General features: G+C 59.0%; 23 protein-coding genes and 1 other RNA gene. 12 read left to right on the forward strand and 12 right to left on the reverse strand.

Going from position 1 to position 20,367, the window contains the following annotated elements:
• Positions 1-59: 59 nt before the first annotated feature.
• The 3 genes from INT39_RS08840 (at position 60) to INT39_RS08850 (ending at position 1,268) form a co-directional block, all read left to right on the forward strand.
• Positions 60-704, forward strand: a complete 645-nt coding sequence (locus INT39_RS08840) for a TetR/AcrR family transcriptional regulator (protein ID WP_193073783.1) — start codon at positions 60-62, stop codon at positions 702-704.
• A gap of 70 nt (positions 705-774) precedes the next feature.
• Positions 775-1,002: a hypothetical protein gene (locus INT39_RS08845; protein WP_193073544.1), complete on the forward strand. Its 228-nt coding sequence runs from the start codon at positions 775-777 to the stop codon at positions 1,000-1,002.
• A complete protein-coding gene (locus tag INT39_RS08850; protein WP_193073545.1) occupies positions 999-1,268 on the forward strand; it encodes a cell division protein ZapA in 270 nt (89 codons plus the stop codon). Before INT39_RS08845 ends, INT39_RS08850 begins: the two co-directional genes overlap by 4 nt.
• Positions 1,269-1,282: 14 nt before the next feature.
• Here the strand turns inward: INT39_RS08850 and INT39_RS08855 are convergent, their stop codons facing one another.
• The 3 genes from INT39_RS08855 to INT39_RS08865 all read right to left on the reverse strand — a co-directional run bounded on the left by INT39_RS08855 (position 1,283) and on the right by INT39_RS08865 (position 4,934).
• Positions 1,283-1,534, reverse strand: a complete 252-nt coding sequence (locus INT39_RS08855) for a hypothetical protein (protein WP_226944642.1) — start codon at positions 1,532-1,534, stop codon at positions 1,283-1,285.
• Between the two features lie 58 nt (positions 1,535-1,592).
• The gene (locus INT39_RS08860) at positions 1,593-2,249 is read right to left on the reverse strand and encodes a glutathione S-transferase (protein WP_193073546.1); all 657 of its coding nucleotides are present in this window, start codon (positions 2,247-2,249) and stop codon (positions 1,593-1,595) included.
• 507 nt (positions 2,250-2,756) lie between these two features.
• Positions 2,757-4,934: a malate synthase G gene (locus INT39_RS08865; protein ID WP_193073547.1), complete on the reverse strand. Its 2,178-nt coding sequence runs from the start codon at positions 4,932-4,934 to the stop codon at positions 2,757-2,759.
• Between the two features lie 175 nt (positions 4,935-5,109).
• Here INT39_RS08865 and INT39_RS08870 point away from each other — a divergent pair, with 175 nt between their 5' ends.
• Positions 5,110-6,042, forward strand: coding sequence for an alpha/beta hydrolase (locus INT39_RS08870; protein WP_193073548.1), 933 nt, complete (start codon positions 5,110-5,112; stop codon positions 6,040-6,042).
• Positions 6,043-6,069: 27 nt separating this feature from the next.
• Here the strand turns inward: INT39_RS08870 and INT39_RS08875 are convergent, their stop codons facing one another.
• Entirely contained in the window at positions 6,070-6,813 is a 744-nt protein-coding gene (locus tag INT39_RS08875) for a DUF2059 domain-containing protein (RefSeq protein WP_193073549.1), read from the reverse strand.
• A gap of 133 nt (positions 6,814-6,946) precedes the next feature.
• Between INT39_RS08875 and INT39_RS08880 the strand changes: the two genes are divergently transcribed.
• Together INT39_RS08880 and INT39_RS08885 are read left to right on the forward strand one after the other, a co-directional pair.
• Positions 6,947-7,591 carry a 2OG-Fe(II) oxygenase gene (locus INT39_RS08880; protein WP_226944643.1) on the forward strand — a complete coding sequence of 215 codons (645 nt, stop codon included), beginning with the start codon at positions 6,947-6,949 and terminating at the stop codon, positions 7,589-7,591.
• Positions 7,592-7,593: 2 nt separating this feature from the next.
• The gene (locus INT39_RS08885) at positions 7,594-8,073 is read left to right on the forward strand and encodes a DUF523 domain-containing protein (RefSeq protein WP_193073550.1); all 480 of its coding nucleotides are present in this window, start codon (positions 7,594-7,596) and stop codon (positions 8,071-8,073) included.
• Here INT39_RS08885 and INT39_RS08890 read toward each other — a convergent pair.
• From INT39_RS08890 to INT39_RS08900, 3 genes are all read right to left on the reverse strand, one after another.
• Positions 8,054-8,959 carry an SdiA-regulated domain-containing protein gene (locus tag INT39_RS08890; protein ID WP_193073551.1) on the reverse strand — a complete coding sequence of 302 codons (906 nt, stop codon included), beginning with the start codon at positions 8,957-8,959 and terminating at the stop codon, positions 8,054-8,056. The genes INT39_RS08885 and INT39_RS08890 overlap by 20 nt on opposite strands.
• Before the next feature lie 78 nt (positions 8,960-9,037).
• Positions 9,038-9,706 carry a fumarylacetoacetate hydrolase family protein gene (locus INT39_RS08895; protein WP_193073552.1) on the reverse strand — a complete coding sequence of 223 codons (669 nt, stop codon included), beginning with the start codon at positions 9,704-9,706 and terminating at the stop codon, positions 9,038-9,040.
• A 27-nt stretch (positions 9,707-9,733) separates the two neighbouring features.
• The gene (locus INT39_RS08900) at positions 9,734-11,128 is read right to left on the reverse strand and encodes an FAD-binding oxidoreductase (protein ID WP_193073553.1); all 1,395 of its coding nucleotides are present in this window, start codon (positions 11,126-11,128) and stop codon (positions 9,734-9,736) included.
• 173 nt (positions 11,129-11,301) lie between these two features.
• On the opposite strand from INT39_RS08900, the gene serA reads away from it, so the two are divergent.
• The 4 genes from serA (at position 11,302) to INT39_RS08920 (ending at position 15,526) form a co-directional block, all read left to right on the forward strand.
• Positions 11,302-12,531, forward strand: coding sequence for a phosphoglycerate dehydrogenase (gene serA, locus INT39_RS08905; protein ID WP_193073554.1), 1,230 nt, complete (start codon positions 11,302-11,304; stop codon positions 12,529-12,531).
• A 243-nt stretch (positions 12,532-12,774) separates the two neighbouring features.
• On the forward strand, positions 12,775-13,380 hold the full coding sequence (locus INT39_RS08910) for an outer membrane beta-barrel protein (protein WP_193073555.1): 606 nt from the start codon (positions 12,775-12,777) through the stop codon (positions 13,378-13,380).
• Between the two features lie 98 nt (positions 13,381-13,478).
• The gene (locus INT39_RS08915; RefSeq protein WP_193073556.1) at positions 13,479-14,156 is read left to right on the forward strand and encodes a response regulator; all 678 of its coding nucleotides are present in this window, start codon (positions 13,479-13,481) and stop codon (positions 14,154-14,156) included.
• Complete coding sequence (locus tag INT39_RS08920; protein WP_226944645.1) at positions 14,153-15,526, forward strand: ATP-binding protein; 1,374 nt, start codon at positions 14,153-14,155, stop codon at positions 15,524-15,526. Before INT39_RS08915 ends, INT39_RS08920 begins: the two co-directional genes overlap by 4 nt.
• A gap of 88 nt (positions 15,527-15,614) precedes the next feature.
• Here INT39_RS08920 and rpiA read toward each other — a convergent pair whose 3' ends face one another.
• Positions 15,615-16,295 carry a ribose-5-phosphate isomerase RpiA gene (rpiA, locus tag INT39_RS08925; protein WP_193073558.1) on the reverse strand — a complete coding sequence of 227 codons (681 nt, stop codon included), beginning with the start codon at positions 16,293-16,295 and terminating at the stop codon, positions 15,615-15,617.
• Positions 16,296-16,425: 130 nt separating this feature from the next.
• Here rpiA and ilvA point away from each other — a divergent pair, with 130 nt between their 5' ends.
• Entirely contained in the window at positions 16,426-17,946 is a 1,521-nt protein-coding gene (gene ilvA, locus INT39_RS08930) for a threonine ammonia-lyase, biosynthetic (RefSeq protein WP_193073559.1), read from the forward strand.
• A 293-nt stretch (positions 17,947-18,239) separates the two neighbouring features.
• Here the strand turns inward: ilvA and INT39_RS08935 are convergent, their stop codons facing one another.
• The 4 genes from INT39_RS08935 to INT39_RS08950 all read right to left on the reverse strand — a co-directional run bounded on the left by INT39_RS08935 (position 18,240) and on the right by INT39_RS08950 (position 19,569).
• Positions 18,240-18,836 (reverse strand): 5-formyltetrahydrofolate cyclo-ligase, encoded by a 597-nt coding sequence (locus INT39_RS08935; RefSeq protein WP_193073560.1) that lies wholly within the window; start codon positions 18,834-18,836, stop codon positions 18,240-18,242.
• Between the two features lie 4 nt (positions 18,837-18,840).
• Positions 18,841-19,019, reverse strand: a non-coding RNA gene (ssrS, locus tag INT39_RS08940) — 6S RNA.
• Positions 19,020-19,060: 41 nt separating this feature from the next.
• The gene (locus tag INT39_RS08945; RefSeq protein ID WP_193073561.1) at positions 19,061-19,363 is read right to left on the reverse strand and encodes a cell division protein ZapA; all 303 of its coding nucleotides are present in this window, start codon (positions 19,361-19,363) and stop codon (positions 19,061-19,063) included.
• A complete protein-coding gene (locus INT39_RS08950; protein WP_193073562.1) occupies positions 19,360-19,569 on the reverse strand; it encodes a TIGR02449 family protein in 210 nt (69 codons plus the stop codon). The genes INT39_RS08945 and INT39_RS08950 overlap by 4 nt, the downstream gene beginning before the upstream one ends.
• A gap of 220 nt (positions 19,570-19,789) precedes the next feature.
• On the opposite strand from INT39_RS08950, the gene INT39_RS08955 reads away from it, so the two are divergent.
• Entirely contained in the window at positions 19,790-20,362 is a 573-nt protein-coding gene (locus tag INT39_RS08955) for a UPF0149 family protein (protein WP_226944646.1), read from the forward strand.
• Positions 20,363-20,367: the final 5 nt, after the last annotated feature.

Consider the following 20,367-nt stretch of genomic DNA (forward strand, 5'->3'; position numbering starts at 1 on the left):
ATAACTGTACTGGTGAGTATAATATGAATAGCAAACCCGCCAGTCCAGTATTTAAAAGCATGTCTGAAAAGAAATTGCAGTCCAGCGGCCCCGGCCGGCCGAAAGATCCTGCCAAACGGCAGGCCATCCTGAGCGCAGCCCAGGCGCTGTTTCTGCGTAACGGTTTTGAAGGTACCAGTATGGATGCCATCGCCGGAGAGGCGGGCGTTTCCAAGCTTACGGTCTACAGCCATTTCACTGACAAGGAAACGCTGTACGTCGCGGCTATCCGCTACGTCTGCGAGATGCAGATGCCACAGCTGTTCTTCGATCATTCCGCCGAGCCCGATCTGCGCCGCCGGCTTTACCGTATTGGTGATGGCTTCTGCACTCTGGTCAACAGCCCCGAGTCGCTGGCGCTGCACCGGCTATTGGTGGGTATGGCAGGGCAGGATGTCAAATTGGCGCAGCTGTTCTACGAGGCGGGGCCGCAACGGGTATGTGATGGCATGGTGCAGGTGTTGCTGCGGGCCCAGGCCGCGGGCGAGTTGCAGGTGGCTGACCCGGTCAGTGCGGCGCGGCACTTTTTCTGCCTGCTCAAGGGCGACCATAACTTCCGGTTGCTGATTGGTTATGACCAGACAATGAGCACAGCGGATCGTCAGCAGCACGTCGATGAGGTGGTAGAGATCTTTTTGCGTATTTATAGGCCGCTATCCGCCTGATAGACACGTCGCAGCTGGTGATATGCCGCGCTTTGGGATATCCTCAGCGCCTTTTCTCAGGGGGTATGACATGCTGGAAACCACTCTCACCCAGCTCGAGCGACTGGTTACCGATCTGCTGCAGCAAAACCGCACGCAGAGCGAAAGTATCAATCGCCTGGAGCAAGAGTTACAGCAGGCCAAGGAAGAGAATGACAGCCTGCAACTGGCCGCCATGGAGCAAGAGGAGCAGCAGGCATCGATGTTGGCGCGACTGCAGGCATTGGTGCAGCGTGGCGGTGTCAGCGCTGAGGCATGAGTGATATCCAGATCATCAGCCTGCTGGGACAGGATTACTCGTTCCGCATCGCTGCGGATGAGGCGGTGCTGTTCCAGCAGGCTGCGGATCTACTGCAGCAGAAGCTCGCAGAAACCAAAGCCCGCCATCACGGCAGTGGTCATACCGAGCTGCTGGTAGCGACCGCCCTGAGCCTGTGTGTGCCGCTGGTTCGCCAGACAGAACAGATGCAGGATGCCGAGCAGCGCCTCGCTGCCATGGTCGATATGCTGGATTCACCCGACTGAAGGGTCGAAAAAGGTCAGTCCAGCGCCGGCTCGGCGTTTTTCCGGGTTCCCCGAAGATTCATCAGAAACAGACCAACCTGCAGCGCGATCAGCGCCCAGGCATCTGCGTGCCAACCCCAGATAACCCACAGCAGGTTGCTGCCGATAAAACAGAGAAAGCCGAACAGGCGCTTTGTCCGGTTGCGTGAACCTACCAGCCAGGCCGCCACGAGCGTGACGACCATCGCCGGCCATTGCAGCAGATTTATCAGGTTATCTATATCCATAACCGATCAGACCGGACCGGTACGCTCGCGTTCCGTCTGGGTTCGCTTCGGTTCGTGGTCATGGGAACGCCATTATTTCATCGCCTTCCTGCCAAGGTTGGACCTTGATCATGACTTGCTGAAAAACGGGGTGTTCCAGCCAACCCCTCAGCCATTGCTGTAGATTCGGATAGGGCAGGCTGTAAAATACCTCCTGATCGACATGAGCGAACTGGCGTACAAACGGCATGATGCCGATATCAGCGATGCTGATATTGCCTCCCAGCAGATACTTGTTTTTAGCGAGACACTGTTCTAACACCTGCAAAAACACCTCACCCTGCTGCCGATACTCTGACTGGGTCAACTCTGGATGGCGGTCGGCGTATTTGTAGCGATCCAACCAGTGTTTGAATTCGTTATCGTTCTGGTCGATCAGAGTGTTAGCGCTTACTAAATCGATGTTCAATAGACCTTGCGGATCCTTCTGTCGCAGCGCCCATTCCACTATTTCCCTGCTTTCCTCGATAACGAGTCTCTCAGAGCTGCCATCCTCGGCCACTTCCAGAACAGGAACAGTGCCTTTGGGGCTGATAGCCAGCATCTGCGCCGGCTTGTTTTTCAGCGCTACCTCCCGTAGCTCTACCTTCAGCTCGGCAAACAAGAGGCCGAATCGAGCGCGCATCGCGTAAGGGCAACGGCGGAAGGAGTACAAACGAGGTAGTGAAACGGGCATAACGTGCTTCCTGACTGAATAAACCATCCCACCAGGCACGCTAGCGCCCGCCCCCTTAACGGGCGATAAAAGGGGGGGATGAAGGCTGTCCTTGCCTGGGGTGTGAGGGTTGCAGCATTCCCTTGCTGGCTACCAACATAATTCAAAAAACAGCACATGACTACGGCGACAAGCAAGGCCTGGCCATACCGTCGCCCGCAATATCGCCATCTCTATGCTCTGGTCGCGCAGACATTCGTTCGGGCGCGCATCACTGCCGTCCCAGCCGCCGGAACCAATGTGCCGCTGTGGATATTGGGGTCGAGCGGTTTTAGGGCATCGCTGGCGGCCGAACTGGGCCTGCAGATCCTGGGCTCGTTTAGCATGGTTCCCCGTTAGGCGAAGCGAGTCTTTCCCCCTCTGCAGCGCCGTTCCGTGCAGGTCGCTGCCAGCACATGAGTACTTTCCATGCCTCACAAAAAAGCCCGGCAGATTTCTCTGGCCGGGCTTTTCAGGTTGCAGCGGGTATTACATGCCGTACTTGGCTTTGTACTCGCGGCGGCGGCGATGCAGAACCGGCTCGGTATAGCCGTTCGGCTGTTTGACGCCTTCGAGGATCAGCTCCAGCGATGCTTGGAAGGCGACGCTGTCATCGAAGTTCGGCGCCATCTTGCGGTATACCGGGTCGTTGGCGTTCTGGCGGTCGACCACTGCAGCCATGCGCTGCATGCTTTCGACTACCTGTGCTTCAGTGATGATGCCGTGGCGCAGCCAGTTGGCCAGCAGCTGGCTGGAGATGCGCAGGGTGGCGCGGTCTTCCATCAGGCCGATGTCGTTGATGTCCAACACCTTGGAGCAACCTACGCCTTGGTCGATCCAGCGTACAACGTAGCCGAGGATGCCCTGAACGTTGTTGTCGATCTCGTTCTTCTTCTCTTCATCGCTCCAGCTGGTGTCCTGAGCCAGAGGAATGGTCAGGATGTCATCCACCGAGGCGAAGGTGCGCTTGGCCAGTTCCTGTTGCCGCTCGAACACGTTGACCTTGTGGTAGTGCAGCGCATGCAGGGTGGCTGCGGTCGGTGATGGAACCCAGGCGGTGTTGGCACCGGCCATCGGGTGACCGATCTTCTGTTCCAGCATGTCGGCCATCAGGTCAGGCATGGCCCACATGCCTTTGCCGATCTGGGCGCGACCGGACAGACCGCAATTCAGGCCGTGGTCAACGTTCCAGTTCTCGTAGGCGCCGATCCACTTCTCGGCTTTCATGGCCGCCTTGCGCACCACCGGGCCGGCTTCCATGGAAGTATGGATTTCATCGCCAGTACGGTCGAGGAAGCCGGTGTTGATGAATACCACGCGCTCACTGGCAGCCTTGATGCAGGCTTTTAGGTTGACAGTGGTGCGACGCTCTTCATCCATGATGCCGACTTTCAGCGTATTGCGCTCAACGCCGAGCAGATCTTCCACGCGGTTGAACAGCTCGTTGGCGAAGGCCACTTCTTCAGGGCCGTGCATCTTCGGTTTGACGATGTACATCGAGCCGGTCCGGCTGTTGGCGCGGCTGCTGTTGCCCTTGATATTATGCAATGCGCAGAGGGCGGTGAACACGCAGTCCAGAATACCTTCGGGCGCTTCGAAGCCTTCCTTGTCGATGATCGCGTCATTGGTCATCAGGTGGCCAACGTTGCGGATGAACAACATGGAGCGACCGTGCAGGGTCAGATCACTGCCATCGGCGCAGGTGTAGACCCGATCCGGGTTCATGGTGCGAGTAAAGGTCTTGCCGTCTTTGGTCACCTGCTCTGCCAGGTCGCCTTTCATCAGGCCCAGCCAGCTGCGATAGACGATGGTCTTGTCTTCGGCATCGACGGCCGCGGTGGAGTCTTCGCAGTCCATGATGGTGGTGATGGCAGCTTCCATCAACACGTCCTTGACCCCTGCAGCATCGGTCTGGCCGATAGCGCTGGTCGGATCGATCTGGATTTCGAAATGCATGCCATTGTTCTTCAGCAGCACGGCTTGCGGCGCGGCGGCATCACCCTGGAAGGCAATGAACTTGTCGGCTTGCTGGAGGCCGGTCTCGCTGCCGTCTTTCAAGGATACGGTCAATTGACCGTTCTTGATGGCATAGGCGGTGGCATCCACGTGGGAACCTTTGGCCAGTGGAGCTGCCTCATCAAGGAATGCACGGGCGAAGGCAATAACCTTGTCACCGCGAACCTTGTTGTAGCCTTTGCCTTTCTCGGCGCCGCCTTCTTCGCTGATGGCATCGGTACCGTAGAGGGCGTCATACAGGGAGCCCCAGCGAGCGTTGGCGGCGTTGATGGCGAAGCGGGCATTCATGATCGGCACTACCAGTTGCGGGCCGGCCATGGTGGCGATTTCTTCGTCGACATTTTCAGTAGTAATGCTGAAGTCGGCCGGTTCCGGCAGAAGGTAGCCGATTTCCTGGAGGAATGTCTTATAGGCAGCTGCATCATGAGTCTGACCAGCGTGTTCCCGGTGCCAGCCATCAATACTGGCCTGCAGGTCGTCACGTTTGGCCAGCAGGGCGCGGTTTTTTGGGGCAAGATCATGAATCAGCGTATCCACTCCGGCCCAGAAAGCGTTGGCTTCCACACCGGTACCGGGAATGGCCTGTTCATTGATGAAGTCGAAAAGAACCTTGGCAACCTGAAGGTTACCGACTTGGACGCGTTCAGTCATGAAAACCCCTCACTCTACTGAGATACTGCGCCTGGGCGCATAAGGACGTGGCATTTGGAGACGCAGCATGTTACACGATGATCGTTTGCAAAGCATGTTCAAAACATGGAATTGTGTCGGTGTCAGACTAAAGCGGCAGACAATTTCCCGTCAGCTGCCCCCTGGAAGAACTCCAATGGATCAAGCGTTTCTGAATACCCTTGTCGAGCAGTTACCCGAGCTTGAGCCGGGTCAGCCCTTCAATCAGGCAGCTCGACAGTACGCGGCTTATTACGGTATCGATTTCAGTAAAGAGGTGGATCAGCATCTGGGGCGCATCAGCGTAGATGGTTTCGACCTCGCCGTGCAGGTCTGGCGGCCGTCAGCGCCGCGCGGCACGCTGGTGCTGCTGCATGGCTATTACGACCACATGGGGTTGTATCAGCACCTTATCCGCTGGGCGCTCAAGCACCGTTTGGCTGTGCTGGCGTTCGATCTGCCTGGACACGGGTTGTCCAGCGGAGAGCGGGCCAGTATCGATTGCTTCCTGCGTTACCAGCAGGTGCTTGATGGTGTGTTTGAGCAGGGACGGCTGTGGAAGCTGCCGGCACCCTGGCATTTTCTCGGACAGAGCACCGGCGGGGCGATTCTGATTGATCGGCTGTTGCATGGCCCCATGCCCGAGCAATCGGGGCAGACCATATTGATGGCGCCGTTGGTACGCCCACGACAGTGGGGGGTGTCCCAATTCAGCCTCAAGCTGCTCGGTGGTTTCATCCAGCAACTGGGGCGTCGTTTTACCGATAATTCCACCGATGCCGATTTCCTGGAATTCATTCGCCAGCATGATCCGCTGCAAGCGCAGGTATTGCCTGTGGCCTGGGTTCAGGCATTGGATAAGTGGATTCCGCGTATCGAGACGGCCGTGCCGGCGGCGCATCGGCCCTTGATCGTGCAGGGGCAGGCCGATGGGACGGTGGATTGGCAGCACAACATAAAGGTATTACAGGACAAGTTCGATGCCCCGGAGCTGTTCTACCTGCCCCAGGCGCGCCATCATCTGGCCAATGAAAAGGCCAAGCTGCGCGGACAATACCTCGACTGGCTGGGCGATCGGCTGGGGTATTGACGCCGGATCGCCCTCGCTCGCGGTGCTTCAGGGGTTCAGTGCATCGCGCACGGCCTGTTCCGTCGCGCGGTAGAACGCCTGGCCGCCGGAAGACTCGCTCCACTCGGTAAAGCGGGTCAGTTCGTCATCATCCAGATCTCGATATATGTGCGCCAGGGTGTCCGGCAGGTTCGGGCGCATCTGTTCGCGCAGGCGGTCGCGACCGCCGGTGCCCGCTTGCTGCGGGATTTTCATCAGTCCGCCGAGCAGATCATTGGCGCTCTGGGCAGCCAGCCCGGTCAGTGCGGTAGAGACCTCCACGCCCAGCTCCAGAGCCGGTAGCCGCGCAGCCAGTCGCTCGATGATCGCCCGGCGTTCGGGGCTCAATGGCTGCGCTGGCAACCCCCGCTGCATGGCTGCGACCGAGGCCGGCGAACTGGCTTGCGTTTCAGCTGCAACTATCTTGCGCCCCAGTGGGCTATTGAAGAAGGTCAGCGCCTGCTGGATATCCGCTGGCTCCAGCGCCAGGGCCAACCGCGCCTGAGCGCGGTCATGCATGCCCTGAGGGGCAAACCGCTGATTGCTGTTGCGCAACAGGGCTTGCTGCACAGCTGGAGGCAGTTGCTGGGCATAGCGCTGCTGGGCGCTCTGCAGCGCGCCTTGGAAATGCTGCTGATGTTGATTCATGCCGGAGCGCTGATACAGCTCGGCCGGGCTGGCGCTGGCGTACAGGCTGCATAGCAGCAGGGCGACGAAAATGAACCACAGAGAGTGCAGGGGGAGCGAACGCATGGAACCTCGCAATTATCGGATCAGGGGGAGTGTCATGGGGGAGGCGGGCCGTTTACACTGTACGGCGCCCGGAATCCTGGGTCTTGTCCGCCGTGCCACCTCCGTGGCACGGCGCTGCTATCCTGATTTGAGTATGAATACGATGCCCGAGTTCCCTGCTGCTGCGGCAGACCGTCTGGTCTGTGTGGCTGACAGCCTGGCTGTGCATGGCTGGTCGATCACCGAGAGTGCATTGCCCGATGAGCTGCTCGGCGAGCTGGAGCGCGATTGCCGTTCGCTCTGGGTCAGTGATGCGTTGAAACCCGCCGCCGTGGGGCGGGCCGGTGAGCAGGTGGTGGTGCCGGATATTCGTGGTGACCATATCCGCTGGCTGGATGACTGCCCGGCCAATAAGGCCACCGCAGCCTATCTGGCAGCCATGGAAAAACTGCGCCACACCCTGAATCGGACACTGTTTCTCGGGCTGGACAGTTTCGAAACCCATTACGCACTCTATCCGCCCGGCGCCGGTTACCAGCGTCATGTGGACAGGTTCCAGGACAGTCCGTTGCGGACTGTCTCGGTGGTTCTGTATCTGAACAGCCAATGGCAGCCGGGTGATGGCGGCGAATTGCGGCTGCATTTGCCGGATGGCGTGATGGATGTGCCTCCACGGGCGGGAACCCTCGCGGTATTCATGAGCGCCAGCCTGCCTCACGAAGTGCTTCAGGCGCAGCGTGACCGGGCCAGTCTGGTGGGCTGGTTCCGCCGCCGGCCAGACAACCCGTTGATGCGTTGATCATGCAGAAGATTCTCGTCAGCAGTTGCCTGCTGGGCCGGCCGGTCCGCTACGACGGCGGCGCCCTTGGACCCTACTCCCTGCTGCAGCAGTGGCAGGCGCAGGGGCGGGTCGTTGCGCTCTGCCCGGAAGTCAGCGGCGGTCTGCCTACGCCCCGGCCGCCCGCGGAAATCCCCGGCGGCCAGGGCGCAGCCGTGCTGGAGGGGCGGGTGCCGGTGGTTGATGTGGATGGGCGCGATGTCAGTGCGGCGTTTCTGGCTGGTGCTGCCGCTGCGGTGGAACTGGCCAGCCGCCACGGCATCAGGTTCGCGGTGCTCAAGGCGCGCAGTCCCTCCTGCGGTAATCAGGAAACCTATGATGGCAGTTTCAGCGGCAACCGCGTTGCCGGCGAAGGTGTGGCCGCGGCCGCGTTGCGCCGCTGCGGGGTGCAGGTGTTCAATGAGAACGAGCTGGAGCTGTTGGCTACTCTGCTGACGGATTGATTGGCGTAAACCGATAGAACAGGTTCGGCTCGCTGACCACATAGATCCGCCGCTGGCTGTCTATGGTCAATCCTTCAGCCTGGGGCACCGTCCGGCTCAGGCCGCTCATCCCGCGCCACAGACCCAACAGGCTCAGAGGCTCGCCGTCAGCGCTGTATTCCACCACCATGTGCGACTCATCGCTGAGCAACAGCAGATGGCCTGTGTGGTTGTCGGCACTCAGGGAGGAGAGGTCATTCATGAACAGGTTGTCTGGCTGCAGCGAAGGCTCGAGCTGGATGCTGATTGAGGCGCCCTCCGGCTGGCCAACGAAGCCGGTGACGATGAATGCCTGCATGGGGTCGCGTTCCTTGACCACCATCAGCCGCTGACGCTGGGCGTCCCAGGACAGGCCTTCCAGCCCCTTGTTGTTCTGTTCCTCGTCCAGCGATACCGTCAAGCTGGGGGCGTCGGTGACGTCCAGTTCGACGGCATCATCGGGAATCTCGATTTCCAGCAGGCGCCGTTTGCGCTCTTCGGCAATCACATAGCGATTGCCGGCGATATGGGTGAGGCCTTCCATATCTTCCACGCCCTTGACCTGAATGTGGCGCAGCAGCTGGCCATCCAGGCTCAGCTCGACGATCAGGGGATTGCCATTGAGCACACCGAACAGCGTGTCGCTGTCTTCGTTGTAGGTCAATGCCGAGAGATCATCGGCCAGTTCAGGGATTGCCAGAGCTTCGATATCGACCCGGTAGCGACCCAGGTCGAGCGCCTGCTCGGGCATCGACTGGCGATTGAGCTTCCAGCTCTGCCATAGCAGGGTATCGAGATGGGTGACATGCAGGAGGCTGTAGCCTGCGACCAGCAACAGCAGAATGATGGCCAGCAGAAGACGTCTCAAAGGGATTTTCCTTAAATAAGTGAAAGCTGTCAGGACTTGCACCTGAGCAGGAAAGTTCCCCGCTGGGACTTCTTCGTTTCAGTTGAGTACGCGACTGGCCTGCTGCAGGACGCCGGGAATAGCCAATTCCAGCTCATCGCCGGGATTCAGTACACCGACTCCTGCGGGCGTGCCGGTAATCACCACGTCACCCGGCAGTAGGCTGAATACCCCGGCGATGTGCTGCAGAAGCGCAACAATCGGCGTGATCATGTCAGCGCTGGTGCCCTGTTGGCGCAGCTCGTCATTGATCTTCAGTTCCAGCGCAATGGCATTGAGTGCTGGTGCCTGATCGAGCTGGACAAAGGGTGAAAGCGGACAGGCGGCGTCAAATGCCTTGGCTCGCTCCCAGGGATGCCCTTTGCTCTTGAGCTGATCCTGCAGTTCGCGCAGGGTCAGGTCCAGTGCCAGGCCGACACCTGTGATGGCGGCTGCGGCATCTGCCGGGCTCACGGTGCCGGACAGCGGCGAGCCGATCAGCAGGGCGATTTCCGTTTCGTAATGCACAGCGCCACGGCCGACCGGCAGACGGAAGCCGTCGACCATCGACACCACAGAGGTAGAGGGCTTGATGAACAGCAGCGGTTCGCTTGGGATCGGATTGTTCAGCTCGCGCGCATGTTCGGCATAGTTGCGTCCCACACAGACCACCTTGCCCATGGGCAAGGGGATCGAGGTGCCGTCGAAGTATTGGTGCTGATATGCCATGACTCTGTCCTTTGATCGTTGAACTGCTCAGACAGCGAAAATCTTGCCCGGGTTCATGATGCCGTTGGGATCGAACACCGCCTTGACTGCCTTCATCACGGCAATTTCCTCGGCACTGCGACTGTAGCCCAGATAGTCGCGCTTGGTCATGCCCATGCCATGTTCGGCGGAGATCGAGCCGTTGTAGCGTTTGACGATATCGAACACCCACTGGTTGACGCTGGCGCACTTGGCAAAGAATTCTTCCTTGGGCATGGCGTCGGGTTTGAGGATGTTCAGGTGCAGGTTGCCGTCGCCGATGTGGCCGAACCAGACAATTTCGAAGTCGGGGTAATGCTCACCGACAATAGCGTCGATATCCCGCAGGAACGCCGGTACCTGGCTGATGGTGACCGAAATATCGTTCTTGTACGGGGTCCAGTGAGAGATGGTCTCGGAAATGAACTCGCGCAGCTTCCACAGGTTCTGCAGCTGCTGTTCACTCTGGCTCATGACGCCATCCAGTACCCAGCCTTGCTCCACACAGTACTCGAAGGTTTCCAGCGCCTGGTTGGCGATATTCTCGCTGACTGCCTCGAATTCCAGCAGGGCGTAGAACGGGCAATCGGTCTCGAAGGGTGCGGGTACGTCGCCGCGGTCCATGATCTTGGCCATGGCCTTGTCGGAGAAGAACTCGAAGGCGGTCAGGTCGAGCTTGCCCTGGAAGGCATGCAGTACCGGCATGATGGAGTCGAAATCCGGGGCGCCCAACACCATGGCGGTGAGGTTCTTCGGTGCCCGCTCCAGGCGCATGGTGGCTTCGACGACGAAACCCAGGGTGCCTTCGGCGCCGATGAACAGCTGACGCAGGTCGTAGCCGGTGGCGTTCTTGACCAGCCCCTTGTTCAGTTCCAGCAACTCGCCAGCGCCGGTGACTACCTTCAAGCCGGCCACCCAGTTGCGGGTCATGCCATAGCGGATGACTTTGATGCCGCCGGCGTTGGTGCCGATGTTGCCGCCGATCTGGCTGGAGCCGGCAGAGGCGAAGTCCACCGGATAATACAAACCCTGATCTTCAGCGTACTGTTGCAGCTGTGCAGTCACCATGCCCGGCTGGCAGGTGACGGTGCGGTCATAGGCATTGAAGTCGAGAATCCGGTTCATGTAATCGAAGGACACGACGATCTCGCCATTGGCGGCCACGGCAGCGGCCGACAAACCGGTGCGGCCGCCGGACGGGGTCAGGGCCAGTTTGTGTTCATTGGCGAAGCGCACCACGGCCTGGACCTGCTCGATGCTTTTAGGGAACACGATGGCCAGCGGGGCTGGCTCGAACTGCTTGGTCCAGTCCTTTCCCCAGGTGGTCAGTGACTCACTGTCGGTACGAACCTTGTCGGCGTCGACCAGCGTTTTCAGGGTTTCAATGATGGCTTCAGGGGTCATGGCGGCTCTCAAACAAAATTCATGCAGCGCCTGAACACATTTCATGCTGCGAACAGGCATCTGGAAAAGGGAGATTATGCTAGCATATGCGGCTTCCGAAACAGGTCAGTGACGGAGAAAACGCCGAAAAACCTGACGGACCATCATACATCAGCATTACGGGTAACTGACACATGGCTAAAACCTCGCTGGACAAAAGCAAGATCAAGTTTCTGCTCCTCGAGGGTGTGCACCAGACTGCCGTCGACACTCTGAAGGCAGCCGGTTACACCAATATCGATTATCACACTGGCTCGTTGCCGGAAGAACAACTCAAGGAAGCGATCGCTGATGCGCACTTCATTGGTGTCCGTTCCCGTACCCAGCTGACCGCAGACGTGCTCCAGCACGCAGGCAAACTGGTAGCCGTCGGCTGCTTCTGCATTGGCACCAACCAGGTTGATCTCGACACGGCCCGCGAAATGGGTGTGGCGGTGTTCAACGCGCCTTATTCCAATACCCGTTCGGTTGCCGAGCTGGTGTTGGCCGAAGCCATTCTGTTGCTGCGCGGCATTCCCGAGAAGAACGCCGTTGCCCACCGTGGCGGCTGGCTGAAGAGCGCCACCGACTCTTTCGAGATCCGCGGCAAGAAGCTGGGCATCGTCGGTTACGGCTCCATCGGTACTCAGTTGTCGGTACTGGCGGAAAGCCTGGGCATGCAGGTGATTTTCTATGACGTGGTGACCAAGCTGCCGCTGGGCAATGCGCAGCAGGTCGGCTCGCTGACCGAGCTGCTGGGCACCGCTGACATCGTCACCTTGCACGTACCGGAAACCGCTGCTACCAAGTGGATGATCGGTGAGAAGGAAATCCGTGCCATGAAGAAGGGCGGTATCCTGATCAACGCCGCGCGTGGCACTGTTGTCGAGATCGACGCACTGGCCGCGGCACTGGCCGACAAGCACCTGAACGGTGCGGCCATCGACGTGTTCCCGGTCGAGCCGCGTTCCAACAAGGACGAGTTCATTTCGCCGCTGCGCGAATTCGACAACTGCTTGCTGACTCCGCACATCGGTGGCTCCACCATGGAAGCCCAGGCCAACATTGGTCTGGAAGTGGCTGAGAAACTGGTGCGCTACAGCGACAACGGTACCTCCATCACGTCGGTCAACTTCCCTGAAGTGGCGCTGCCGTCACATCCGGGCAAGCATCGTCTGCTGCACATCCACCAGAACATTCCGGGTGTGATGAGCGAGATCAACCAGGTGTTCGCCAGCAACGGCATCAACATCTCCGGTCAGTATCTGCAGACCAACGAGAAGGTCGGTTATGTGGTTATCGACGTTGATGCTGCCTACTCTGATCTGGCGCTGGAAAAACTGCACGAGATTACCGGCACCATTCGCTGCCGCGTACTGTTCTGATGTGGCTGGGTGGCGGGGCAATCCCGCCACCTGTTGTTTTCTGCTGTTTTTTCTCCTCTCCATTCCACACGTGCCCCCACGTGCGGCCATCAATTGGCAATCCGCACAGACAGTGGGTGCTTGCGACTGTCCACTCGGGCGCTGACTGCGGTTCGTTCAGCTCAGGTTCAGCAAGAGTTCAGGCTAGGTTCAGCGGCGGGCTGGCATGCTGTCTCCCATCATTTTTCAACGGAGACCCAAGCTATGAAAACTGCACTGAAATTGATTGCCGTCGGTACCACCATGGCATTTGCCAGCCTGCCGGCGGTTGCCCAGGATAACTTCGTGGGACTGACATGGGGCGAAACCAGCAACAATATGGACCGCTCCAGTGCGCTCAAGGGCAGCTCGCAAACCCGTCGTCTGGACGACACCATCAATAATTCCGGTACCTGGGGCGTTCGCGGTGGTGTTCAGGATGACACCGGACGCATGTACCTGACCTATGAATACGTGTCGGATACCTATTCCAGTCGCTACAAACTGCGCCAGCAGAACCTGCTCGGCAGCTACGATCTGTTCCTGCCGGTTGCGGATAACACCAGGCTGTTCGGCGGCGTCACTGCCGGTCTGGTCAAACTGGAGCAGGATTCCCCCGGATTCCATCGCGACAGTGATTTGGGGCTGGCCGGTGGACTGCAGGCGGGTATCCTGCACAGCCTGGTCCCCGACTTCTCGATCGAAGCCGGCTACCGTTATCTGCGTACGACCGTCGATGCCGGACTGAACGCCCGAGATCGCAGTGTCGGTGGCTCTTTTGATCTGAAAAGCTCGGATCAGGCCTATCTCGGTTTAAACTATCACTTCTGATTCCGGTGTGATCCCGACCCGCCCGGCAACAGACCCTGATGCCGGGCGGGTTTGCATGGGCCGGTTCCCGTCAACAGCCCCTGACTATCGGAGGTGGCATGAAGCTCCTGTTGGTAGAAGACGAGGCGCTGTTGCGCCATCACCTGTCCACGCGCTTCGGTGAGGCAGGTCATATTGTCGACGCTGTCGACAGCGCCGAGGACGGCGTGTTTCAGGCTCAGCAGTTCAATCACGATATCGCCATCATCGACCTGGGTCTGCCCGGTATGGGGGGGTTGGATCTCATCCGTCAATTACGCAGCATGGGTCGGACTTTTCCGATTCTGATACTGACAGCCCGGGGCAGTTGGCAGGACAAGGTCGAAGGGTTGACCTCCGGTGCGGATGATTATGTGGTCAAGCCGTTTCAGTTCGAAGAGCTGGAGGCGCGGCTGAATGCCCTGGTGCGACGTTCCTCGGGTTTTGTTCAGGCGCGGATCAGTACCGGGGCGCTGGTGCTGGATCTGAACCGCAAGCAGGCTGTGGTCGATGATCAGGCACTGTCACTCACGGCCTTCGAGTATCGGATTCTCGAGTATCTGATGCGCCATCATCAGCAGGTGGTGGCCAAGGAGCGACTGATCGAACAGTTGTATCCCGACGACGATGACCGCGACCCCAATGTCATTGAAGTGCTGGTCGGGCGGCTGCGTCGCAAACTGGAGGTGGCCGGAGAGCCCGAGCTGATCGAAACGGTACGCGGTCAGGGCTACCTGTTTGTCGGGCAATGCCATTGATGCGCTCACTGCGTTCCCGGTTGGTGTTCAGCGCCGCCGGCTTCGCCATGCTCTTCGTACTGGCGTTGCTGCCGGCATTGCAGAATGCATTCGAGCAGACGCTGGAGCAGGTCATCCAGCAGCGCCTGGCTGCCGATGCGGCAACCCTGATCAGTGTCGCGACTGTGGTTGATGGCCAGCTGGTCATGCCGGAACACATGCCGGATGAAGAGTTCAACCTGCCTGAAGCCAAGCTGCTGGGCTATGTGCATGACGTGGCGGGCAACCTGATCTGGCATTCGCGCTCCACTGAAGACGAGCAGTTGAGCTATCTGCCGCACTTCAGCGGCAACCGTATCGATTTCCTGCGCATACGTGACCTGGATCAGAAGGAATACTATGTCTACGACGTGGAAGTGAACCTGGCAGGGGATAATGAGCTGCCGCTGAGTTTCATCACCATGTTACCGAGCAGCGAGTTCGCGCCTCTACAGAAAAGCTTCAGTCGGCAACTGCGATTATGGCTGGGCGGCGGATTGTTGATCCTGCTGGTGCTGCTCTGGCTCGGGCTGACCTGGAGTCTGCGCTCACTGGGCGGCGTCCGACGGGAGCTGAACGAGATTGAGCAGGGCAGGCGAGCTGCCCTGACGGATCAACATCCTGCCGAGGTTGCCCGTCTGACGCGCTCCTTGAATCGTCTGCTCGATAGCGAGCGCCTGCAGCAGGCGCGGTATCGCGATTCGCTGGCAGACCTGGCCCACAGTCTGAAGACGCCGCTGGCGGTGCTGCAGACTGTGGCGGAAAATATCCGTGAACAACCTGAGCGCAACGAGCAATCCCGGGTATTGCAGGATCAGATAGAGCGGATGAGCCAGCAGATCGACTATCAATTGCAGCGAGCCAGTTTGCGCCGCAGCGGGTTGGTGTTGCATCAGGCGACGCTGGCACCGGTGGTTGCCAGGCTCTGTGAGGCCCTGAGCAAGGTTTATCAGGAGAAGCCCCTGCGCGTGGAGTTTGATATCCGTGATGATTTTCAGGTGCCGATGGAAGAGGGCGCGCTACTGGAGCTGCTGGGCAACCTGCTGGAAAATGCCTACCGGTTGAGTGTCGCGCATATCAAGGTCAGTGCGACGGTAAGCCAGGGTATCTGCGAAATAACCGTCGAGGATGACGGGCCCGGGGTGCCGGAAAGCCAGCGTCAGCGGATAATAGGCCGGGGCGAGCGCCTGGATACGGCTCATCCGGGGCAGGGGATTGGGCTGTCCGTGGTCAGGGATATCATCGAAAGCTACGATGGCGAACTGAATCTGGAGGATTCAGCGCTGGGTGGAGCGGCTTTCCATGTCCGCTTGCCCAGTGAAGGGATAGCGCCGGGCAGGCGGCTTACCTGACCGGCGCAATACTTGGCAGGCATTCTCACCGCCCCGTAGGTTGCCAGTTGCACGCGACCTACGGGACGGCAAAGACTCTCACTGAGAGTCAGCTGTCAGATCGCTCCATGCGCTGCACGCCAGTTGCCGTGCCGAGCAGTAGAATGTCCGCCGGCCTTGCCGCAAACAGCCCGTTGCAGACCACACCGACAATCGCGTTGAGCTTTTCTTCCAGCTCGCGGGGATCGTGGATCTGCATGTTGTGGACGTCGAGAATGACGTTGCCGTTATCGGTCACCACGCCTTCGCGGTAGGTCGGGTCGCCGCCGAGTCTGACGATTTCCCGGGCCACGTGGCTGCGGGCCATGGGAATCACTTCCACCGGCAGGGGGAACTCGCCGAGGGTGCTGACCAGCTTGCTCTCATCGGCGATGCAGATGAAGGTCCGAGCGACGGCAGCCACGATCTTTTCGCGGGTCAGGGCTGCGCCGCCACCCTTGATCAGCTCCAGATGCCGGTTGGCCTCGTCGGCACCGTCCACGTAATAGTCCAGATTGGCCACGCTGTTCAGATCATAGACGGGAATCCCGTGCTGCTTCAGGCGCTCGGCGGTGGCCTGAGAGCTGGCCACGGCGCCGTCGAAGAAGCCCTTGTGCCGGGCCAGAGCATCAATGAAGTGATTGGCGGTCGAGCCAGTACCAACCCCGATGATGCTCTTGTCTTCCAGATTGGGCAGCAGAATTTCTACCGCGGCCTGCCCAACGGCCTGCTTGAGTTCATCCTGGGTCATGGCGGTCACCTCTGCGCATTTGAATAAAGCGGCAATTATACGGCTCCATCCGGACAGCGTGTAGTCGGATCGGGACCGATTCGTTTAGACTGGCACCTTTATCTCACCTTATCACCAAGCCGAAACCCTGATGCCTACTCTGGAAAGTTACGTAAAGAAGATTCTCTGCTCGCCCGTGTACGATGTGGCTGTCGAAACCCCTATTCATCGCGCGCCCTTCCTCTCCGAGCGAATTGGCAATACGGTTCTGCTCAAGCGCGAAGATCTGCAGCCAGTGTTTTCCTTCAAGATTCGCGGCGCCTACAACAAGTTGATGCAACTGACCGATGAGCAGCGCGCCTGTGGCGTGATTGCAGCATCGGCGGGTAACCATGCTCAAGGGTTGGCGTTTGCGGCCAGGCATCTGGGGGTGAAGGCGACCATTGTGATGCCGAAGACCACACCGGAAATCAAGGTCAAGGCTGTCAGGGCGCGCGGCGGCAAGGTGGTGCTGCATGGTGACGCCTTCGACGAGGCGCTGGCCTATGCGCAGAAGCAGGTGGAAGAAAAGGGACTGGTATTCATTCATCCCTATGATGATCCCGACACCATCGCGGGTCAGGGTACCGTGGCCATGGAAATCCTGCGCCAGCATCAGGGACATCTGGATGCCATTTTCGTCCCGGTTGGCGGTGGCGGCTTGATCGCTGGTATTGCAGCCTATGTGAAGTACCTGCGCCCGGACATCAAAGTGATCGGTGTCGAGCCGAGCGACTCCAACTGTCTGCAGATGGCGCTGCAGAAAGGCAAGCGGGTGACGCTGGGGCAGGTCGGGCAGTTTGCAGACGGCGTGGCGGTAGCGCAGATCGGCAAATATACCTTTGATATCTGCAAGCAATACGTCGACGAGGTCATCACGGTGTCCTCTGATGAGATGTGCGCAGCGATCAAGGACATCTATGATGACACCCGCTCGATCTGTGAGCCTGCTGGATGTCTCGGCGTGGCAGGAATCAAGAAGTACGTCGAGCGCGAAGGCTGCACCGGCAAAGTGATGGTGGCCATCGATTCGGGCGCCAATATCAATTTCGACCGTTTGCGTCATGTCGCCGAGCGGGCTGAAATCGGTGAGCAGCGTGAGGCCTTGCTGGCCGTGACCATCCCGGAACGCCCCGGCAGCTTCAAGGCGTTCTGTCAGGCTATCGGTAAGCGGGCCATCACCGAGTTCAACTATCGCTACCATGACCATAAGGAAGCTCATATCTTTGTCGGGGTGCAGACGCACCCGGAGAATGACCCGCGTGAAGCGCTGGTGGAGGACCTGATTGCCAAGGATTTCCCGGTTCTGGATTTGACCGATAACGAGCTGGCCAAACTGCACATCCGGCATATGGTCGGCGGGCACTCAGTGCAGGTGGAAGACGAGGTGGTCTATCGCTTCGAGTTCCCCGAACGCCCCGGCGCGTTGTTCAACTTCCTCAACAAGCTGGGCGGGCGCTGGAACATCTCCATGTTCCACTATCGCAACCACGGAGCCGACTACGGTCGGGTAGTGGTCGGGCTCCAGGTGCCCGAAGCGGAGCGAGCCAAGGTGCCTGCTGCACTGAAGGAGATCGGTTACCCCTTTTGGCATGAAAGTGATAACCCGGCCTATCGGTTGTATCTGGGCTGACTCGGCCGCGCGGGTCGATGCGCCCGAAATGGCAGAAAAGTTGACGTCAATAAATTAATGGGTTATACGGTGTCGCTCGATACGTCGGAAGTATTGTCTCAAAACGATGTGTGCGCTCAACAGGAGCGTTCTGAAGGATCAGACAACGAAGTTGGCCAGTATTGGAGGGCAAGTAATGCGTCGTAAGCCGGACTTGATGTGGGTTTTAGTGCTCGTGTTCACCTTGGGTGTGGTAACTACGGGTTATACCCAGAGTTATTTTGACCGCCCCGCAGCTTCATTCGAAGCTGAACCTATTTCACCAGAATGATCTGCTGATCGCTGACGATGCCGTCCAGGGGTATATCCCAGGCGGCAGCGGGCAGCTGTGCGACTTTCTGGCAATCATGAGCCAGGCCCAGCAGACGTGGTCCGAACCAGTGTTTGCGTAGTCGCCGAAAAGCGAAGGTGCGGTCATAGAAGCCGCCACCCATGCCAAGGCGGTTGCCTGATTCGTCAAAGCCGACCAGCGGCATCAGGATCAGGTCCAGGCGCCAGGGTCTGGCCTGCAGTGCCGGGTTGAGCAGAGGTTCGCGGATGCCGAAGCGGTTGGTTACCCATGGCTGTTGCGGAGTCAGGCGCTGGAAGTGCATGCGATTGGCTGGCCAGCCGGTAATGACCGGCAGGTAGCATTGCTTGCCCAGGCGGTGGGCGTGCTCCATCAGTATCGCTGGATCTATTTCGCCGTCGTTGGCCAGATAGAAGGCAATATGCCGGCTGCGGCGGAACAGGGGGTGCTGTGCAAGCTGGCGCCATAGCTGCAGGCTGGCCTGATGTTGTTGCTGAGGGCTGAGAGCGCGGCGCGCTGTGCGCAGTCGACGGCGCAATGCTGAACGGTTGCTGCCATTCATGAAATGAGTCCCCGGAATGCCGCTGTCGGGTAAGCCCTTGAACCCGAAAGTTCAAGGCGGAGGACATGGCATCGTTTTAGGCTTTCCGACTTGCGGACGTGCACACCGACGATAGCGCCTGCCCCCCTTCTACAGGAGTATCGGCTCAGGGACATCACCGACTGGCAAACACTCCAGGGATGTGACCGAGTATACAGAAAATTCACTGCAACTCCAGACCTCGGCTATTCCTGATGGCGTGTCAGCGCCTGATCGAGACGGTTGGCCAGTTCAGTGATCTGTTGCTGTTGATCGCTCATCAGCCGCGACTTCTGCAGGTTGCCGGTGAGCATTTCGTGGCTGATGTTGAGTGCCGCCATGACCGCGATTCGCTCCACGCCAACGACTTTTCCGCGATTGCGGATGTCGCGCATGGTGTTGTCCAGATGGCGGGCAGCTTCTTCCAGGTTGTAACGTTCTTCAGGGGGGCAGGCTACCTGGTATTCCTTGTCGAGGATGCGCAGGGTGACTGTCAGGGGTTGGCTCATGAATCGTGCTCCAGGGATTTCAGACGCAATATCATGGCTTCGACCTTCTGACGGGCCAAATCGTTCTTCTCGATCAGCTGCAATCGTTCTTCACGCCAGGAACGTTCCTGGGCCAGGAGCTGGTGGTTCTGTTTTTGCAGTCGATCACAGATGCCGATCAGCTGGTCTATTTTTTCAATCAGGTTGTTGATATCGGGTTCGTCCATTTGGCGCCATTCTGTCATCCCGCTGTCGGAGAACTATAGAGCCGCCCGGCAGGGTGGTCAAACCCTGATGAGCGATTGTGAGAACCTGGTTGGTGACGGCGATGGCGAGACGCGGAGCGCAAGCCAGGTTGTTCCTGAGGCTGTCAGGTCTGTAGGATATGGCAGCTGTCTGGGAAAGGTTCCCAGCATTATCTACCCATGCCCGAGAGACCAGAAAACTATGGCTCTGATGTCTGCCACTTTTGATTATGACCGTGTCGACCAGATGTTCACTGAACAGGGTGCGGCCGGATTCCCCGCTGAGTTGCACGGCCACCTGGTTGGGCGGCTCTCTGCCGGCAGCCGCCTGGACCACACCGCCTGGCTGGATGCGGCCCGTGAGGTCATTGATGGCCGTGGCCAGCTGTCCGAAGCGGACAAGGTGCTGCTGATCCAGCTGCACGATGCCAGTCTGGCGCAGCTGGCCGGCAGTGGCTTTGACCTGACGCTGCTGTTGCCCGATGATGAGACAACCATTGATCGCCGGACGCTGGCGCTGGGGCAGTGGTGTGAAGGTTTCCTTGGTGGCTTCGGTCTGGTTGGACGAGAAGGTGAGTTGAGTGAGGAGGCTACCAGCGTGCTGGCTGACTTTGCCGCCATCGCTCAGGTACAGGCCGATCTGGAAGAGTCCGAAGCCAATGAGGCTGATTTCATGGAAGTCATGGAATATGTGCGGATGGCTGTACTCTTGCTGTTCAGCGAATGCCAGCCGGCTGACAAGCCGCAGGACCAACCGCCCGCTTCACTGCACTGAGAATA

This window comes from Pseudomonas sp. FME51 (assembly GCF_014897305.1).

Excerpts from the sequence above, each read along its gene's own strand:
- INT39_RS08910 (WP_193073555.1), top strand. The coding sequence starts at position 12,775 with ATGAAAACTGCACTGAAATTGATTGCCGTCGGTACCACCATGGCATTT.
- INT39_RS08875 (WP_193073549.1), bottom strand. The coding sequence starts at position 6,813 with ATGCGTTCGCTCCCCCTGCACTCTCTGTGGTTCATTTTCGTCGCCCTG.
- ilvA (WP_193073559.1), top strand. The coding sequence starts at position 16,426 with ATGCCTACTCTGGAAAGTTACGTAAAGAAGATTCTCTGCTCGCCCGTG.
- INT39_RS08840 (WP_193073783.1), top strand. The coding sequence starts at position 60 with ATGTCTGAAAAGAAATTGCAGTCCAGCGGCCCCGGCCGGCCGAAAGAT.
- INT39_RS08955 (WP_226944646.1), top strand. The coding sequence starts at position 19,790 with ATGGCTCTGATGTCTGCCACTTTTGATTATGACCGTGTCGACCAGATG.
- INT39_RS08855 (WP_226944642.1), bottom strand. The coding sequence starts at position 1,534 with ATGGATATAGATAACCTGATAAATCTGCTGCAATGGCCGGCGATGGTC.
- INT39_RS08895 (WP_193073552.1), bottom strand. The coding sequence starts at position 9,706 with ATGGCATATCAGCACCAATACTTCGACGGCACCTCGATCCCCTTGCCC.
- INT39_RS08900 (WP_193073553.1), bottom strand. The coding sequence starts at position 11,128 with ATGACCCCTGAAGCCATCATTGAAACCCTGAAAACGCTGGTCGACGCC.
- INT39_RS08885 (WP_193073550.1), top strand. The coding sequence starts at position 7,594 with ATGCAGAAGATTCTCGTCAGCAGTTGCCTGCTGGGCCGGCCGGTCCGC.
- INT39_RS08870 (WP_193073548.1), top strand. The coding sequence starts at position 5,110 with ATGGATCAAGCGTTTCTGAATACCCTTGTCGAGCAGTTACCCGAGCTT.
- INT39_RS08860 (WP_193073546.1), bottom strand. The coding sequence starts at position 2,249 with ATGCCCGTTTCACTACCTCGTTTGTACTCCTTCCGCCGTTGCCCTTAC.
- INT39_RS08935 (WP_193073560.1), bottom strand. The coding sequence starts at position 18,836 with ATGAATGGCAGCAACCGTTCAGCATTGCGCCGTCGACTGCGCACAGCG.
- INT39_RS08865 (WP_193073547.1), bottom strand. The coding sequence starts at position 4,934 with ATGACTGAACGCGTCCAAGTCGGTAACCTTCAGGTTGCCAAGGTTCTT.
- INT39_RS08950 (WP_193073562.1), bottom strand. The coding sequence starts at position 19,569 with ATGGACGAACCCGATATCAACAACCTGATTGAAAAAATAGACCAGCTG.
- INT39_RS08845 (WP_193073544.1), top strand. The coding sequence starts at position 775 with ATGCTGGAAACCACTCTCACCCAGCTCGAGCGACTGGTTACCGATCTG.
- INT39_RS08945 (WP_193073561.1), bottom strand. The coding sequence starts at position 19,363 with ATGAGCCAACCCCTGACAGTCACCCTGCGCATCCTCGACAAGGAATAC.
- serA (WP_193073554.1), top strand. The coding sequence starts at position 11,302 with ATGGCTAAAACCTCGCTGGACAAAAGCAAGATCAAGTTTCTGCTCCTC.
- INT39_RS08850 (WP_193073545.1), top strand. The coding sequence starts at position 999 with ATGAGTGATATCCAGATCATCAGCCTGCTGGGACAGGATTACTCGTTC.
- rpiA (WP_193073558.1), bottom strand. The coding sequence starts at position 16,295 with ATGACCCAGGATGAACTCAAGCAGGCCGTTGGGCAGGCCGCGGTAGAA.
- INT39_RS08880 (WP_226944643.1), top strand. The coding sequence starts at position 6,947 with ATGAATACGATGCCCGAGTTCCCTGCTGCTGCGGCAGACCGTCTGGTC.
- INT39_RS08915 (WP_193073556.1), top strand. The coding sequence starts at position 13,479 with ATGAAGCTCCTGTTGGTAGAAGACGAGGCGCTGTTGCGCCATCACCTG.